We start from the raw sequence: 16,953 nt of genomic DNA, 5'->3' as shown, positions 1-16,953 counted from the left end.
GTTACCGGGTGTTGCAGATCGGTCGCGCTTCGTGGCGTGGCGCGGCAATGCGACCGGCGGGCCCATCCTTTCTTATGCTCGCCATCACCCGCGCACGGCTTCACACGCATCCGCCGACGCGGCAGACAGCGACACAGATTGGAGGCAGTATCGATGGCCCGTTCCGCCCAGCCCAACATCCTGATCCTGATGGCGGACCAGATGGCGCCGAGCGCGCTGCCGATCTACGGCCACGATCTGGTCCGCGCGCCAAACATGGCGCGGCTGGCGGCGCAGGGCGTGGTGTTCGACAGCGCCTATTGCAACAGCCCGCTGTGCGCGCCGTCGCGCTTCTCCTTCCTGTCGGGCCGGCTGCCGTCGCGGATCGGCGCCTATGACAATGCCTGCGAGTTCCCCGCCGACCAGCCGACGATCGCGCACGTTCTGCGCCAGCGCGGCTACCGCGCGATCCTGGCCGGCAAGATGCATTTCGTCGGGCCCGACCAGCTCCACGGCTTCGAGGAGCGGCTGACCACCGACATCTATCCCGCCGACTTCGGCTGGACGCCCGACTGGACGCGCTTCGCCGAGCGGCCGAGCTGGTATCATTCGATGGACTCGGTGATCAGCGCCGGGCCGTGCATCCGCACCAACCAGCTCGACTATGACGAGGAGGTGAGCTTCGTCACGCGGCGCAAGCTGTTCGAGATCGCGCGCGGTCGCGACGAACGCCCCTTCTTCCTGGTGATGTCGCTGACCCACCCGCACGATCCTTTCGCGATCCCGTGTCGCTATTGGGACCTCTATGACGATGCCGCCATCGCCCCGCCGCGCGTGCGCATCGCCAAGGCGGACCAGGACCCGCACGCGCTCCGGCTGCGCCATGTCTGCGGCCTCGATCTCGACGATGTCACCGATGCCCAAGTCCGCGCGGCGCGGCACGCCTATTATGGCGCGATCAGCTTCGTCGACGAGCAGATCGGGACGGTGCTCGAGGCGCTCGACGACAGCGGTATGGCCGACGACACGATCATCCTGCTGATCGGCGACCATGGCGAGATGCTCGGCGAGCGCGACCTCTGGTACAAGATGAACTTCTTCGAGGGCGGCGCGCGCATCCCGATGATCGTCCACGCGCCGGGCCGCTTCGCACCGCATCGGGTCGCGGCCAGCGTGTCGCTGCTCGATCTGTTGCCGACGCTGGCGGATCTCGCCGGCGGCGCGATGTCCGACGACATGATGCCTGCGCATGACGGCACCAGCCTGCTGCCACATCTGCTGGGCGAAGCCGGGTCGGACGAGGTGATCGGCGAATATCTCGGCGAGGCGGCGATCGCGCCGATCGTGATGATCCGCCGCGACCGCTGGAAGTTCATCCACTGCCCGGCCGACCCCGACCAGCTGTTCGATCTCGTCGCCGATCCCGACGAGCTCGCCAATCTGGCCTCCGATCCCGCTCATGCCGCGACCGTCGCGGCGTTCCGGCGCGAGGTCGGCGACCGCTGGGACCTGCCGCGGATCGAGGCCGAGGTGCTGGCGAGCCAGAGTCGCCGCCGCCTGGTCGCGGCGGCCACCGCCAAGGGCACGACCAAGGCCTGGGACTATCAGCCGTTCCGCGACGCCGCGCAGGACTATGTCCGCGGGCATATGGACCTGGAGGACTTGGAGGCGTCCGCGCGCTTCCCGCGGGTGCGGGGCGAATAGGGGACGCCGGCGCGAAGAGCCCGGCTATTGTCATCCTGACGAAGGTCAGGATCCAGACACGCCGCGTCTGGCGAAGGAACGCTTCGCGTCTGGATCCCAGACCAAGTCCGGGATGACGAAAAGTGTCATCGCGTTTCGCAGCCGACGTTAGACCATGCTGCTCGTATCGAGCGCCTTCAATACGTCCTGCCCGCCGCACACGCCGACCAGCCGGTCGCCGTCGGTGAGCAGCACGGGATGGCCCGAGACCGACAGGATGCGGATCAGCGTCTTGACCGAGACGCCGGCCGGGCAGGCGATGACCCCGGCCGGGAAGCGGTCCTGCGCGTCCGGATCGACAACCGGCGTGACGGCGTGCGGCACATTGTCGATCCGCACGTCGTCATAGCCCGCGCCGATGCCCACGCAGTAGCGCTGGGCGTCGTCGAGCAGGTGGCGGCCGCCCCGCGCCGCCAGCGCGTGCATCGGCCGCATCACCGTCGCGCCGGTCATCACGTTGAGCGGGTTCATGTGGCGGACGAAGCTCGCCACATAAGGCGTCGCCGGGCGCAGCACGATGTCCTCGCCGCTGCCGCTCTGGATGATCCGCCCGCCCTCGAGGATCGTCACCTGATCGCCGAGCTTGAGCGCCTCGTCGAGATCGTGGCTGACGAAGACGATCGTCTTCTGCACCTTCTGCTGGAGGTCGAGCAGCTCGTCCTGCAGCTTGGCGCGGATCAGCGGATCGAGCGCCGAGAAGGGCTCGTCCATCAGCAGGATGTCGGCATCGGTCGCAAAGGCGCGCGCGAGCCCGACGCGCTGCTGCATGCCCCCCGATAGCTCGCCGGCATAGCGGTCCGCCCAGGCGTCGAGCCCGACCAGCGCCAGCCGCTCGTCGACGATGCGCGCGATCTCGGGCCGCGGCGTGCCGCGCAGCTCGAGCCCGAAGGCGACATTCTCGCGCACCGTCCGCCAGGGCAGCAGCCCGAACTGCTGGAACACCATCGCGACGCGGGTGCGGCGGATGTGGCGGAGCACGCCCTCGGGGCAATGCGCGACATCCTTCGAGCCCAGGCCGTCGCGCACCAGCACATGGCCGCGCGTCACCCGGTTGAGGCCGTTGGCGGCGCGCAGCAGCGTCGACTTGCCCGAGCCCGACAGGCCCATCAACACCGAGATCGTGCCCTGCTCGACCGCCAGACTGGCGCCGGTGACGCCGAGCACGACGCCGGTCTGGCGCGCGATCTCGCTGCGATCGGCGCCACTGTCGAGCAGCGCCTGCGCGGCGGCGAGATCGGCGGCACGCCGCCGGCCGCCGCTGTTGCAGAACAGGATGTCGACATCGCGGAACTCGAGCGCGACCGTCATGGCTTGCCCTTTACCGCACCGCTGCGCGTCATCCGGTCGAGGATGATCGCGACCAGCACGATTGCGAACCCCGCCTCGAAGCCCATTCCGACCTGCACCGTGTTGAGCGCGCGCACCACCGGCACGCCGAGCCCGCCCGCGCCGACCAGCGCCGCGATCACCACCATCGACAGGCTGAGCATGATGCACTGGGTGACTCCCGCGATGATCGACGGCGCGGCGGCGGGCAGCTCGACCTTGACGAGCAGCTGCCAGGGGGTCGCGCCGAACGACTGGCCCGCCTCGATCAGCGGCGTCGGCACCGAGAGGATGCCGAGCTGCGTCATCCGGATCGGCGCGGGCAGCGCGAAGATGATCGTCGAGATGAGCCCGGGCACCACCCCGAGCCCGAACAGCACCAGCGTCGGGATCAGATAGACGAAGGTGGGGAGCGTCTGCATCAGGTCGAGCACGGGCTGGATGAACTGGAAGGCGCGCGGCCGGTGGCCCGCCCAGATGCCGATCGGCACCCCGATCAGCGCGGAGACGAAGGCGGCGAACAGGACAAGCGACAGCGTCTCCATCGTCGCTGCCCAATAGCCCTGGTTGATGATGAACAGCTGCGCCAGCGCAACGAAGATCGTCAGCGGGATCGATCGCCGCAGATAATAGGCGAGGCCCGCCACGATCGCGACGAACAGCAGCGGCGGGATCGCCGCGAGCAGCCAGGTCAGCCCATTGATCGCCGAGCCGAGCACCAGCGTGACGGCGTCGAACAGGCCGTGATGCGCCTTGATCACGTCGACCAGGCTGCTCATCCAGACGCCGACGGGAATTTTGTTCTCGGTGAGGAAGCCGCTGCCGCCGGCGGGCCTGAGCGCGGCGAGCATCGCGGGCTCGCCGGGCTTGCCATCGATCGTCTGCACCCCGTCGAGCCAGGCGTGAAGCCGGTCGGGATGCGCGCGCAGCCACAGGCGCGCCGCGATCGCCGGGTCGCCGCTGTCGTGGACGCTCTGCATCAGCGCATTCTCGTCGCCGACGGCGAAGGCCAGATTGTGCAGCAGCCGGCCGATATTGGGGCATTGCTGCAGATAGCCGGCGCGGACGTCGGTCGACACGGTCGCGCTGCCGAAATTGGGGCCGAAGACGCTGTCGCCGCCCATCAGATACCGCATCTTGAAACGGTCGTTCATCGGGTGCGGCTGCCAGCCGAGGAAGACGATCGGCCGCTTCTCGCGCACCGCGCGCTCGACCTCGGCGAGCATGCCCTGCTCGCTGCTCTCGATCAGCTTGAAGTCGCCGAGGCCGAAGGTGTTGGCGCGGATCATGCCGAGCACCAGCCGGTTGCCGTCATTGCCGGACTCGATCCCGTAGATCTTGTGGTCGAGCGGCTCGGCGAATTTCTGGATCGACGGGAAGTCGCGCAGGCCCTGGTCGTAGAGATAGGCGGGGACAGCGAGGGTATAGCGCGCGTCGGCCAGATTGACGCGCACCACCTCGACCGAATGATCGTCGAGGAAGGGTTTGCGGTCGGCGGTCTGCATCGGCATCCAGTTGCCGAGGAACACGTCGACGTCCTTGCCGCGCATGCCGTTGAAGGTGACGGGGACCGACAGGACGGTGATCTTGGGATTGTAACCAAGCCCGGCGACGAGCTGCCCGGCGAGCCCGGTGGTCGCGGTGACGTCCGCCCAGCCGACGTCGGCGAAGCGCACCGTGCGACAGGCGGGCGGATCGGCCGTCGCGGGTGCGACCCCGACAAAGCCGAGCAACAACGACGCGAGCGCGGCCGCAATGTCGTATAGTCTTCGTCGCGTCATCGGCGAAGCCCCCACTTCGAGGGCCAAGTTGACGGGAAGATGCCTCGCGGCGCAAGCCATTAGAACATCTAATGCAGGAGCGGTGGCGGCAAGCCCTTATGGAGACGGGCGTGATTGTCCGAGAGCCGGTTCGGGAGAGATAGAGTGCGCCTGAACGCGTCGACAGCGTCGGATATCTTGTCGCCGATCAACCCGGCGACCGGCGAGACCCTGGCGTCGCTGCCGGTCACCACGCCCGCCCAACTCGACGCGGCGGTGGCACGTGCTAAGGCCGCACAGGGCGACTGGGCCGCGCTGATGCCGGTCGAACGCGGCCGCGTTCTGCGCAAGGCCGCCGATATCCTGCGCGCGCGCAATGCCGAACTGGCGCGGCTGGAGACGCAGAATACCGGCAAGCCGATTCAGGAGACCGAGGCGGTCGACGTGCTGTCGGGCGCGGACTGTCTCGAATATTATGCCGGTGTCGCCGCCACGATCGCGGGCCAGCATCTCGATCTCGGCACGGGCGCGTTCGGCTATACGCGGCGCGAGCCGCTGGGGGTGGTCGCGGGGATCGGCGCGTGGAACTATCCGCTGCAGATTGCCTGCTGGAAGGCGGCCCCCGCGCTCGCCTGCGGCAATGCGATGATCTTCAAGCCCGCCGAGCAGACGCCGCTGACTGCGATCGCGCTCGCCGAGATCTTCCGCGAGGCGGGGCTGCCCGAGGGTGTGTTCCAGGTCGTGCAGGGCCAGGGCGACCTCGGCCGCGCGCTGGTCGCGCATCCCGACATCGCCAAGGTGTCGCTGACCGGATCGGTGCCGACCGGCCGCGCGGTGATGGCGGCCGCGGCGCCGGGGCTGAAGGCGGTGACGTTGGAGCTGGGTGGCAAGTCGCCGCTGATCATCTTCGCCGACGCCGATGTCGACAATGCGGTGTCGGGCGCGATGCTCGCCAATTTCTATTCCTCGGGCCAGGTCTGTTCGAACGGCACGCGGGTGTTCGTCCAGCGCCCGATCCTCGCGGCCTTCCTCGACGCGCTGGCCGCGCGCACCGCCAGGCTGCGCGTCGGCGACCCGCTCGACCCCGACACGCAGATCGGCCCGCTGGTGTCCGAGGCGCAGATGGACCTGGTGCTCGGCCATATCGCGCGCGCCAAGACCGAGGCCGTGCGGCTGGTGGCGGGCGGGCGGCGGCTGACCGAGGGCGCGCTGGCGGATGGTTTCTACGTCGAGCCCACGATCTTCGAGGCGGCCGACGACGGCGCGGCGATCGTGCGCGACGAGGTGTTCGGCCCGGTGATGACGGTGCTCGGCTTCGACGACGAGGCCGAGGTGATCGCGCGCGCCAACGATACCGAATTCGGGCTGGCGGCCGGCGTCTTCACCCAGGATCTGACGCGCGCCCACCGCGTGATCGCCAGGCTCGATGCTGGGACGTGCTGGATCAACCAATATAATGTGACCCCGGTCGAACTGCCGTTCGGCGGGGTCAAGGCGTCGGGCATCGGCCGCGAGAACGGCGCGGCGGCGATCGATCATTATACCCGGATCAAGAGCGTCTATGTCGCGATGACGCCGATCGACTGCCCGTATTGATGGTGGAGTGCGGCACGGTTCCCCTCCCTGAAAGGGAGGGGTTAGGGGTGGGTCGCTCGCCGGATCGCGGTTGCGCCCGCCCCGGACGAACCCACCCCCGACCCCTCCCTTTCAGGGAGGGGGGAGCCTTTGTCGGAGCGTGATCAGCATTCATGGACGACTATGACTACATCATCGTCGGCGCAGGCTCCGCCGGGTGCGTGCTCGCCGACCGGCTGAGCGCCGACGGCCAGGCGACGGTGCTGCTGCTCGAATATGGCGGCTCGGATCGGTCGGTGGTGATCCAGATGCCCAGCGCGCTGTCGATCCCGATGAACCGCGACCGCTATAATTGGCGCTACGAGACCGAGCCCGAGCCGCATCTCGGCGGGCGACGGATGCACACGCCGCGCGGCAAGGTGCTGGGCGGCTCGTCCTCGATCAACGGCATGGTCTATGTGCGCGGCAACCCGATGGACTTCGAGCGCTGGCGCGAGGAGGGCGCGGCCGGCTGGGGCTATGCCGACGTGCTCCCCTATTTTAGGCGCGCCGAGACGCGCGAGGAGGGCGGCGACGCGCATCGCGGCGATGCCGGCAAGCTGCACACCAAATATGGCCCGCTCAGCAATCCGCTCCACGCCGCCTTCCTCGGGGCGGCCGAGCAGGCCGGCTATCCGCTGACCGACGACATCAACGGCGGCCAGCAAGAGGGATTCGGCCGGATGGACATGACCGTCCACAAGGGCCGCCGCTGGAGCGCCGCCAACGCCTATCTCACGCCGGCGATGACGCGGCCCAACCTCGCGGTCGTCACGCACGCGCTGGCGAGCCGCATCCTGTTCGAGGGCAGGCGCGCGGTCGGCGTCGTCTATCGGCGGGGCGGGAGCGAGCATCGCGCGACCGCGCGGCGCGAGGTGATCCTGTCGGGCGGACCGATCAATTCGCCGCAGCTGCTCAAATTGTCGGGTATCGGCCCGGCAGACGAGTTGCGCGCGCTGGACATTCCGGTCGTCCACGATCTGCCCGGTGTCGGCGAGAATCTGCAGGACCATCTCGAATTCTACTTCCAGATGGAATGCACCCAGCCGGTCACGCTGTTTTCGGTGATGAACCCGCTGGCCAAGGCGGCGATCGGCGCGCGCTGGCTGCTGACCAAAAGCGGGCTCGGCGCCACCAATCATTTCGAGAGCTGCGGCTTCATCCGCAGCCGCGCCGGCATCGCCTATCCCGACATCCAGTTCCACTTCCTGCCGCTCGCGGTCGCCTATGACGGCAGCACGATGGCCGAGGGGCACGGCTTCCAGGCGCATGTCGGCCCGATGCGCTCGAAGAGCCGCGGGCACGTCCGGCTGCGCAGCCCCGATCCCGCCGACAAGCCGATCATCCGCTTCAACTATATGAGCCACCCCGACGACTGGACCGAGATGCGCGCCTGCGTCCGGCTGACCCGCGAGATCTTTGCGCAGGCGGCGCTGGCCCCGTTCGCCGGGCGCGAGCTGCAACCGGGCGCGGAGGTCGTCACCGACGCCGCGATCGACGCGTTCGTGCGCGACAAGGTCGAGAGCGCCTACCACCCCTCCTGCAGCTGCCGGATCGGGCGCGCCGACGATCCGCTGGCGGTGGTCGACAGCGAACTGCGCGTGCACGGGATCGCGGGGCTGCGCGTTGTCGACTCGTCGGTGATGCCGTCGGTGACGACGGGCAATCTCAACGCGCCGACGATCATGATCGGCGAGAAGGGCGCGGATCACATATTGGTGCGCGGGATGATGGCGGCGTCCAACGCGCCCTATCACCGCGCGACCGGGTGGGAAGACGCGCAGCGCTGACGCGACGGCGCCCGCTGTTCTGCGCTATGGGGTCGGGAGCGGGGCGGCATCATGCGGAATCGCCGTCGTCCCGGCGGAAGCCGGGACCCATGGATGCGGTCGGCTGACGGACGGGGGCACTTTTCGCCGCTCTGTGGGGCACCCCGGCGATGACCAAACGCCCGGATATCGCGGTGCAGCCGTCCAGGGATCCCGGCTTTTGCCGGGACGACGAAGGCATCCGCATCTCGTCCCGCGCTAAGCGATCGCCATCGTTCCGATCGCGGGATCGGAGCGGCTCGGCCGGCCCGTCTCGACATGGCCGGCGAAGCGGCGGCGCCAGGCGGATCCGGGGCGCTCGATCGCGAAATCATACCAATGGTCGCTGGCGGCGACCGGATAGCGGAGCGCGCGGCTGGCACCCGGCGCGAGCGTAAGCGTCTTGCCCTCGCCATGATAGGCGAGCGGCCGCAGCGCGACGGCGACCGGCGGCGCGCCGCGGTTGGTGAGGCGGACCAGGACGACGTCGCCGCCCGGCGCATAGTCGATCGTGGCGGAGAGCCCGGCCGGGTCGGTCGCACCATCGCCCTCGAAGCTGCGCAGAAATCCGTTCGGGCCGTGCACCGCGACGGCATAGGCGCCGCGGGTCGGCAGCCCCGGCAAGGTCTGGCGCAGCGACTGGCCGGCCGCGACGCTGTAGGTCCACGGGCCGGCCTGCCCCGGTGCATAGGCGGTGAACACCGCGCCGGCCTCGCCCGCATTGACGAAGGCGAGCGTCAGTCCTGCCTCGCTGGTCCCCGTCTCATGGACGTGCAGCCGATAGGGCAGCGCGCGCGCGGGGCGTTGTCCCGCCTCCTGCTGCGGCAGTGCGCCGGTTGCGGGCACGGTCGGCGCGGGCAGCCGCGATTCCGCGATCACCCGCGCCATCGCGTCGGCGGTGGCGGGCAGCGCGGCGAGCGCGGCGCCGTCGGGATCGTCGAAATCGAACAGCGTGGTGAGGTCGCCGGTCACCATCCGCCGCCACGCGCTGATATTGGGCTCCATCACGCCGAAGCGGCGCTCGAGGAAGCGGATCACCGAGGTGTGATCGAAGATCTGCGAATTGACCCAGCCGCCGCGCGACCAGGGCGACACCGCGATCATCGGCACGCGCACGCCGAGGCCGACCGCCTGGCCCCGATAGGCTTCGCCCTGCGGTGCGACGCTGCTCAGCCCCTGCGCCGGCGCGAGCGCCGGAACGGCGCCCGGCATATGGTCGAAGAAGCCGTCATTCTCGTCGTAATTGAGCAGGAAGACGGTCTTCGCCCACACCGCGGGGTTGGCGACCAGCGCCGCGATCAGCCGCGCGGTCAGCGACTTGCCGAGCGCGGGTGGCGCTTCGGGATGTTCGGAATATTTGGTCGGCGCGACGATCCACGACACCTGGGGCAGCCGGTCCGCGGCGACGTCCGCCGCGAAGGCCGCGACGAGATGGTTGGCGCCGCTCTGCTCGGCGTTGGCCGCGGTCGAGCCGGGCACGATCGCGCGGCCACGCTGGTAGAGACTGTCGCTCGGCGCGAGGCCGCGGAACGCCTTGAAAAAGGCGAGCGAGTTGTCGCCGAAATTGTCATATTCCTGGTAGAGCGTCCAGGAGATGCCCGAGGCCTGCAGCCGCTCGGCATAGGTCGTCCAGCCCGCGCCCGGAAAATCGGGCTTGTCGCGTGCCGCGTCGCCCGTCCAGTTCGCGTCGTCTGCGTTCGATACCGCCTGCGGACCGGCGTCGCCCACCGACAGCCCGCTGGTGCCGCTGAACAGGAACATCCGGTTGGGGTTGGTCGGCCCGTGCAGCGAAGCGTGATAGCCGTCGGCGATCGTGAAGGCATCGGCGAGCGCGTGATAATAGGGAATGTCGGCGCGGCGGAAGTGGCCCATCGTCAGCGGCGTCTTATGCTTCACCCAGACGTCGTAGGACGCCCACTCGGCGGCGCTCCCCTTCCAGCTGTGGTCGAGGCTCTTGATCAGCTGGCCGCTGGTGGTGGCGCTGTCCATGTGGAAGGGCAGGATCTCGCCGCGGCCATCGGCACCCGGTTGGTGGAAGACGCTCCTGCCGCTCGGTAGCGTCACCGGGCGCGGATCGCCAAAGCCGCGGACGCCGCGCAGCATGCCGAAATAATGGTCGAACGATCGGTTCTCCTGCATCAGGATCACGACATGCTCGACGTCGCGGATCGAGCCGGTGCGGCGATTGGCGGGCAGCGTCAGCGCGCGCGCGATCGAGGCGGGCAGCGTGCCCGCCGCTGCCGCCGCGGCGATCGCCTTCAGTGCGTCACGACGATCCGCCATCGAGTCCGGTCTCCGGTGCTGTTCGCATCGCGCAATCCGCTATCAACGTTACAGATTCAATCGAGCCTTGCCAGAGACCGAACTTATCGCTGCTATCGCGATCGTCCTGATGGCGATCGCGGAAGGTGGATGCACGATGCCGACCTATCACAGCGATTGCGGCGGCACGCGCTACCGGTTCGACGATCTCGCCCGCCTGCTCGCCGCCGCGACGCCGCTGCGGTCCGGCGACATGCTCGCGGGGCTCGCCGCCGCCAGCGAGGCCGAGCGCGTCGCGGCGCGCTGGGCGCTCGCCGACCTGCCGCTTGCCGTTTTTCTCGACGATCTCGTCATTCCCTATGAGGCGGACGAGATCAGCCGGCTGATCGTCGACCGCCACGACCGCGCCGCCTTCGCGCCGGTCGCGCATCTGACGGTCGGGGGCCTGCGCGACTGGCTGCTCGCCGAGGAGGACGGCGCGCGCATCGCTGCCCTCGCGGCAGGGCTGACCCCCGAGATGGTCGCCGCGGTCTCCAAGCTGATGCGCAACCAGGATCTGGTGACGGTCGCGCGCAAGATCCGCGTCGTCTCGGCCTTCCGCACCACGATCGGGCTGCCGCAGCGGCTGTCGGTGCGGCTGCAGCCCAACCACCCCGCCGACGACCCGACCGGGGTCGCCGCCGCGGTGCTCGACGGGTTGCTGATGGGCGCGGGCGACGCGGTGATCGGGATCAACCCGGCGGGGGACGACATCGGCACGGTCGCGACGCTGCTGGCGATGCTCGACGAGATCCGGCAGGGCCTCGGCATCCCGACGCAGAGCTGCGTGCTCACCCACATCACCAACACGATCGAGCTGGTGCGGCGCGGCGCCCCGGTCGACCTGTGCTTCCAGTCGATCGCGGGGACGGAAGGCGCGAACCGCGGCTTCGGCATCGATCTCGCGCTGCTGCGCGAAGGCGCGGACGCGACGCTGGCGCTGGACCGCGGGACGGTGGGCGGCGACGTCATGTATTTCGAGACCGGGCAGGGCTCCTGCCTGTCGGCGGAGGCGCATCACGGCGTCGACCAGCAGACGCTCGAATGCCGCGCCTATGCGGTCGCGCGCCAGTTCCGCCCGCTGCTGGTCAATTCGGTGGTGGGCTTCATCGGCCCCGAATATCTCTACGACGGCAAGCAGATCCTGCGCGCCGCGCTCGAGGATCATTGCTGCGGCAAGCTGCTCGGCCTGCCGATGGGGCTCGACATCTGCTACACCAACCATGCCGAGGCCGATCAGGACGATATGGACACGATCCTGACCATGGTCGGCGTCGCGGGCGTCAATTTCATCATGGGCGTGCCCGGCGCCGACGACATCATGCTCGGCTATCAATCGACCAGCTTCCACGACGCGCTCTACATCCGCGAGGCGCTGGGGCTGCGGCCCGCGCCCGAGTTCGAGGCGTGGCTCGGCCGGACCGGTCTGCTCGACGCGCGCGGGCGGCCGACCGACCGACCGATCCTGCCCGGGCCCGCGGTCGGCGTGCTGGCGCCCTTCCATGACTGACCTGCCGGCACGGCCCGATCTTGCGGCACGGTTGCGGCAGCTGACGCCCGCGCGGGTGGCGCTGGGGCGGGTCGGGGTCGGACTGCCGACGCGGCCGATGCTCGACTTCGAGCTCGCCCACGCCCGCGCCCGCGACGCGGTGCATGCCGAACTGGGTGACGGCGCGTTCGGCGCGACGATGGCCGGCCTGCCCGTGATCGCCGTGCAGAGCCAGGCGCCCGATCGCGCCACCTATCTGCGCCGCCCCGATCTCGGGCGGCGGCTGGATCCGGCGAGCGCCGAGCGGCTGTCGCCCGCCGGTGCCGATCTCGCGATCGTGATCGCCGACGGGCTGTCGGCCGCGGCAGTGCTCGCGCACGGCGCCGCGATCGTCGCCGCCATCCTTGCGCGGATGTCCGACTGGTCGGTAAGCCCGATCGTCGTCGCGCATCAGGCGCGCGTCGCGATCGGCGACGAGATCGGCGCGGCGCTCGGCGCCCGGCTGGCGATCGTGCTGATCGGGGAGCGGCCGGGCTTGAGCGCCGCCGACAGCGTCGGCGCCTATCTCACCTGGGGCCCGCGCCCCGGTCGGCGCGACAGCGAACGCAATTGCGTCTCGAACATCCGCCCCGGCGGACTCGCGATCGACCGCGCCGCGGCGCTGATCGCGGCGATCGCCGAGGGCGCGCGCGATCTCGGCGAAACCGGCGTGCGGCTCAAGATCGCCGAACCGTCGCTTGCGCTCGGGCAGGATGGCATCGAGTTGATCCGTTCGTCCTAAGTTCGTCGAAGGACTGCTCTTCTTCTTCATTGGCGGAAGAAGGACGATGCTTCGACAGGCTCAGCACGACCGTGGAACGGACGGGTCCGCTTCCGGGGCGTGCTGCCCTACAGATCGCCCGCGGCGAGGCGCAGCGCGGCGTGGAGATGCCCGGCGAACGAGCGCCACGCCTCAATCCGGAACGCGGTCTCGCCGGTCCGCCAGAGGATGATCTCGACGCCGTCGTGAACGGTGCGCGTCGCCTTGCTGACCGGAAAGGTGTCGAGCGACAGGTCGAGCGCGACGCCGCCCTGAATCAGCGTCGCCGCGGCGGGGCCCTCGACGAGCAGGGCGAGGTTGCGATGGCCGATGTCGGTGAGCGCGTGCAGCCCGTCGATGACCGGCGGCGGCGTGCCGTCGGGCAGGAGCAGCAGCCATTCGTCCGGCCCGAGCCCGAGCGCATGCCCGTCCGCGAAGGGCGCGCTGGCGAGGATCGGCGGCAGGCCCTGCGGTGCGCGCGTCCGCAGGCTGTAGCGCGCGGCTGGGGGCGCCCAGGCGATCGTCACCGGATCAGCCATCGAGCCGGGTTCCTTCGCGATCGTAGAACAGCGTGTCGGTCACGGTCACGCGGTGCGTCTTGCCCGGCATCGGCACGAACAGCGTCTCGCCCACCCGCGCACGTCCGCCCGCGACCACCGCCAGCGCGATCGAGCGCCCCAAGGTGCTGCTGTGATAGGCGGAGGTGACGTGGCCGATCATCGGCATCGGGATCGGCGCGTCGGGATCGGCGACGATCTGCGCGCCCTCCTCGAGCACAGTGTCCGCATCCTCGGTCAGCAACCCGACCAGCTGCTTGCGATCGGGCAGGTGCATGTCGGGCCGCGCGAGCGAGCGGCGGCCGACGAAATCGGGCTTCTTCTTGCCTACCGCCCAGCCGATCCCGGCATCGTCGGGGGTGAGCGTGCCGTCGGTGTCCTGGCCGACGATGATATAGCCCTTCTCGGCGCGCAGCACGTGCATCGTCTCGGTGCCATAGGCGGTGATGCCGTGCTTCTGCCCTTCCGCCCACAATGTCTCCCACACCGCGAGGCCGTGGCCGGCGGGGACGTTGACCTCGAAGCCGAGTTCGCCCGTGAAGCTGACCCGGAACAGTCGCAGCGGCACGCCGCAGATGCGGCCCTCGGCATAGGCCATGTGCGGCAGCGCCTCGGGCGACAGGTCGATACCCTCGACGAACGGCGCGATCAGGTCGCGCGCGCGCGGGCCCTGGAGCGCGATGACCGCATATTGTTCGGTGGTGGAGGTCAGCCAGACGTCGAGATCGGGCCATTCGGTCTGGAGATAATCCTCCATCATGCCGAGCACGCGCGCGGCGCCACCCGTGGTGGTGGTGACGTGGAAGCGATCGTCGGCGAGCCTTGCCGCCACACCGTCATCGCGAATGAAACCGTCCTCGCCGAGCAGCAGGCCGTAGCGGCAGCGGCCGGGTGCCAGCATCTTCCACGGGTTGGTGTACATGCGGTTGAGGAATTCGGCGGCGTCGGGCCCGACCACCTCGATCTTGCCGAGCGTCGAGGCATCGAAGATGCCGACCGCCGCGCGCACCGCCTTGCACTCGCGCGCGACCGCGGCGTCCATGTCTTCGCCGCCTTGTGGGAAATAGCGCGCGCGGCGCCACTGCGCGACATTCTCGAACACCGCGCCCTGCCGCTCCGCCCAGCCGTCGATCACGGTCATTCGCGTCGGCTGGAACAGCGCGTCCTTGGCGATGCCGGCGAGCGCGCCGAAGGTGGTCGGCGTGTAGGGCGGGCGGAAGGTGGTGAGCCCGACCTGCGGCGCGGCGGTGCCGAGCGCGCCGGCGGCGACCTGCAGCCCGTTGAGGTTGGAGGTCTTGCCCTGGTCGGTCGCCATGCCGTTGGTGGTATAGCGTTTGATATGCTCGATCGAGCGGAAGCCCTCGCGCACCGCGAGGCGGATGTCGCGCGCGGTGACGTCGTTCTGCAGGTCGACGAACGCCTTGAACGTCGTCGGGTCGCGCGGGCTCCATAGCGCCTCGGCATGGACGCCATGGCCGGGATCGATCGCGCCCGCGCACGCGCCGACGCAGGTCACCTGCTCCATCGCGCCCTCGGGCACGAACGCGCCGAGCGCGGCATCCCAGCTCAGCGCGCCCTTGCCGTGGCTCCACAGATGGACGGTCGGGGTCCAGCCGCCGGCCATCAGCAGCGTGTCGCAGACGATGCGCCGCTCGGTCTTCGCGCCGATCGCCGCGACGCCGATCCCGACGAGCCGCTTGGCGCCGTGCGTGGCGGAGACGACGTGGTGGGTCAGCAATTCGATCCCGAGCGCCTTGGCGCGCGCCAGGAGGGTGCGATCGACGGTCTCGCGGATGTCGACGATCGCGGCGACCGCGACGCCGGCCTCGGCGAGATCGAAGGCCGCCCGATAGCCGCTGTCGTGCGATGCGATCAGCGCCGCCCTGCGCCCGACCGCGACGCCGTAGCGGTGCAGATAGGTGCGCGCCGCGCTCGCCAGCATGATGCCGGGGCGGTCGTTGTCGGCGAACACCAGCGGGCGCTCGATCGCCCCTGTCGCGAGAACGATCCGCCCGGCGCGGATGCGGTGCAGTCTTTCGCGCGGTCCCGTCGCCCGTGCCGGGGGCAGGTGGTCGGTCAGCCGCTCGACCGCGCCGACGAAGCCGTCATGATAGAGGCCGATCGCGGTGGTGCGCGGCAGGCAGGTGACGCCGGCCGCCGCGAGTGTCTGCAGCGCGTCCGTGAGCCACGGCCAGCGCGCCGGCTCGCCGAGCTGCTTGCCGCCGAGCTCGGCCTGCTCGTCGATCAGCAGCACGCGTTCGCCGCTGGCCGAGGCCGCCAGCGCCGCCTCGATCCCGGCACGCCCCGCGCCGACCACGAGCAGGTCGACGAAGGCGTAGGTCGCGGCATAGCGATCGGGGTCGATCGTGTCGGGCGCCTTGCCGAGCCCCGCCATGCGCCGGATCGCGGGCTCGTACAGCCTCTCCCAGGCGGCGCGCGGCCACATGAAGGTCTTGTTGTAGAAGCCCGCCGGGAACAGCGGCGACAGCAGGTTGGTCGCCGCGCCAAGGTCGAAGCCGAGCGAGGGCCAGCGGTTCTGCGTCTCGACCGCGAGATCGTCGTGCAGCTCGATCGTCGTCGCGCGGACGTTGGCGGTAGTGCGACCGGCGCCGCGATCAACCCCCATCAGCGCGTTGGGCTCCTCGACGCCCGCGCCGAGCAGGCCGCGCGGCCGGTGATATTTGAACGAGCGGCCGACCAGATGCACGCCGTTGGCGAGCAGCGCGGAGGCGAGCGTGTCGCCGGCGGCACCGGTCAGCGGCGTGCCGTCGAAGCGGAAGGCGACGGGGCGCGCGGTGTCGATCCGGCCGCGGCCGGGCAGGCGGAAGCCGCTCATACGATCCCGCCCGTCTCGCCGGTCCAGCCGTCGGCCTCGCCGGGGCGCGGGACGCCGGCCTTGTAGGTTCGCTCGAAGCGGTCGGTGACGGTGTCGCGAACCGCGTTGAAGAAGCGGCCGCAGCCGTGGATGTGGCGCCAGCGCTCGAAATGCCGGCCGCGCGCGTTGGTGCGGACGAACAGGTAGGTTTCCCACTCGGCGTCGGTCATGTCGTCGGGCTTGGGCGGGCGCGCGATATGCGCCTCGCCGGCATAGCCGAACTCGAGCTCGGGGCGGCGCTCGTCGCAATAGGGGCAGTGGATCAGCAGCATCTCAGTGCGCCACCGCGGCAGCCGCCGCTTCGTCGATCAACCGGCCGCTGCGGAAGCGGTCGAGGTTGAACGGCGCGTTGATCGGGTGCGGCTCGTCCCGGGCGATCGTGTACGCCAGCAGGTCGGCGGCGCCCGGCGTCGCCTTGAAGCCGCCGGTGCCCCAGCCGCAATTGACGTAGAGCCCTTTGACCGGCGTCTTGCCGAGGATCGGCGAGCGATCGGGGGTGACGTCGACGATCCCGCCCCAGTTGCGCAGCATCCGCATCCGCCGCACCACCGGGAAGATCTCGCAGATCGCCGCCAGCGTATGCTCGACGATGTGGAGCGCGCCGCGCTGCGAATAGGAGACGTACGCGTCGGTGCCCGCGCCGATCACCAGCTCGCCCTTGTCCGACTGGCTCATATAGGCGTGGACCGTGTTGGACATGAC

The 16,953-nt window shown here is 69.8% G+C and carries 12 protein-coding genes; 5 read left to right on the top strand and 7 right to left on the bottom strand.

The genetic code is table 11. The features are described 5' to 3' along the window. Positions 1 to 153: 153 nt before the first annotated feature. The gene (betC, locus tag Q0326_RS00060; protein WP_298685696.1) at positions 154 to 1,683 is read left to right on the top strand and encodes a choline-sulfatase; all 1,530 of its coding nucleotides are present in this window, start codon (positions 154 to 156) and stop codon (positions 1,681 to 1,683) included. Between the two features lie 147 nt (positions 1,684 to 1,830). Here the strand turns inward: betC and choV are convergent, their stop codons facing one another. Beyond that, positions 1,831 to 3,030 (bottom strand): choline ABC transporter ATP-binding protein, encoded by a 1,200-nt coding sequence (choV, locus tag Q0326_RS00055; RefSeq protein WP_298685694.1) that lies wholly within the window; start codon positions 3,028 to 3,030, stop codon positions 1,831 to 1,833. Beyond that, positions 3,027 to 4,829, bottom strand: coding sequence for a choline ABC transporter permease subunit (gene choW / locus Q0326_RS00050; RefSeq protein WP_298685691.1), 1,803 nt, complete (start codon positions 4,827 to 4,829; stop codon positions 3,027 to 3,029). The genes choV and choW overlap by 4 nt, the downstream gene beginning before the upstream one ends. A gap of 144 nt (positions 4,830 to 4,973) precedes the next feature. Here choW and betB point away from each other — a divergent pair, with 144 nt between their 5' ends. Beyond that, positions 4,974 to 6,404, top strand: coding sequence for a betaine-aldehyde dehydrogenase (gene betB / locus Q0326_RS00045; RefSeq protein WP_298685688.1), 1,431 nt, complete (start codon positions 4,974 to 4,976; stop codon positions 6,402 to 6,404). 152 nt (positions 6,405 to 6,556) lie between these two features. After that, positions 6,557 to 8,212 carry a choline dehydrogenase gene (betA, locus tag Q0326_RS00040; protein ID WP_298685685.1) on the top strand — a complete coding sequence of 552 codons (1,656 nt, stop codon included), beginning with the start codon at positions 6,557 to 6,559 and terminating at the stop codon, positions 8,210 to 8,212. A gap of 237 nt (positions 8,213 to 8,449) precedes the next feature. Here betA and Q0326_RS00035 read toward each other — a convergent pair whose 3' ends face one another. After that, entirely contained in the window at positions 8,450 to 10,513 is a 2,064-nt protein-coding gene (locus Q0326_RS00035) for a phosphocholine-specific phospholipase C (protein ID WP_298685683.1), read from the bottom strand. Between the two features lie 109 nt (positions 10,514 to 10,622). Between Q0326_RS00035 and Q0326_RS00030 the strand changes: the two genes are divergently transcribed. Continuing rightward, positions 10,623 to 12,041 carry an ethanolamine ammonia-lyase subunit EutB gene (locus Q0326_RS00030; RefSeq protein ID WP_298685680.1) on the top strand — a complete coding sequence of 473 codons (1,419 nt, stop codon included), beginning with the start codon at positions 10,623 to 10,625 and terminating at the stop codon, positions 12,039 to 12,041. Beyond that, positions 12,034 to 12,801, top strand: coding sequence for an ethanolamine ammonia-lyase subunit EutC (gene eutC / locus Q0326_RS00025; RefSeq protein WP_298685677.1), 768 nt, complete (start codon positions 12,034 to 12,036; stop codon positions 12,799 to 12,801). The genes Q0326_RS00030 and eutC overlap by 8 nt, the downstream gene beginning before the upstream one ends. 107 nt (positions 12,802 to 12,908) lie before the next feature. Here the strand turns inward: eutC and Q0326_RS00020 are convergent, their stop codons facing one another. The 4 genes from Q0326_RS00020 to Q0326_RS00005 all read right to left on the bottom strand — a co-directional run. Continuing rightward, positions 12,909 to 13,358 (bottom strand): sarcosine oxidase, gamma subunit, encoded by a 450-nt coding sequence (locus tag Q0326_RS00020; RefSeq protein WP_298685674.1) that lies wholly within the window; start codon positions 13,356 to 13,358, stop codon positions 12,909 to 12,911. After that, on the bottom strand, positions 13,351 to 16,212 hold the full coding sequence (locus Q0326_RS00015) for a 2Fe-2S iron-sulfur cluster-binding protein (protein ID WP_298685672.1): 2,862 nt from the start codon (positions 16,210 to 16,212) through the stop codon (positions 13,351 to 13,353). The genes Q0326_RS00020 and Q0326_RS00015 overlap by 8 nt, the downstream gene beginning before the upstream one ends. Continuing rightward, positions 16,209 to 16,523 (bottom strand): sarcosine oxidase subunit delta, encoded by a 315-nt coding sequence (locus tag Q0326_RS00010; protein ID WP_298685668.1) that lies wholly within the window; start codon positions 16,521 to 16,523, stop codon positions 16,209 to 16,211. The genes Q0326_RS00015 and Q0326_RS00010 overlap by 4 nt, the downstream gene beginning before the upstream one ends. A gap of 1 nt (position 16,524) precedes the next feature. Further along, positions 16,525 to 16,953, bottom strand: a 429-nt coding sequence (locus Q0326_RS00005; protein WP_298685664.1) for an FAD-dependent oxidoreductase, incomplete at its 5' end; no start/stop codon positions are given.

It is taken from the genome of uncultured Sphingomonas sp. (assembly GCF_937859915.1).
In the GTDB taxonomy this organism is placed as follows: domain Bacteria; phylum Pseudomonadota; class Alphaproteobacteria; order Sphingomonadales; family Sphingomonadaceae; genus Solisphingomonas.
The sequence above is the reverse complement of the archived record's forward strand: the minus strand, read 5'-3'. Positions and strand labels throughout refer to the sequence as shown.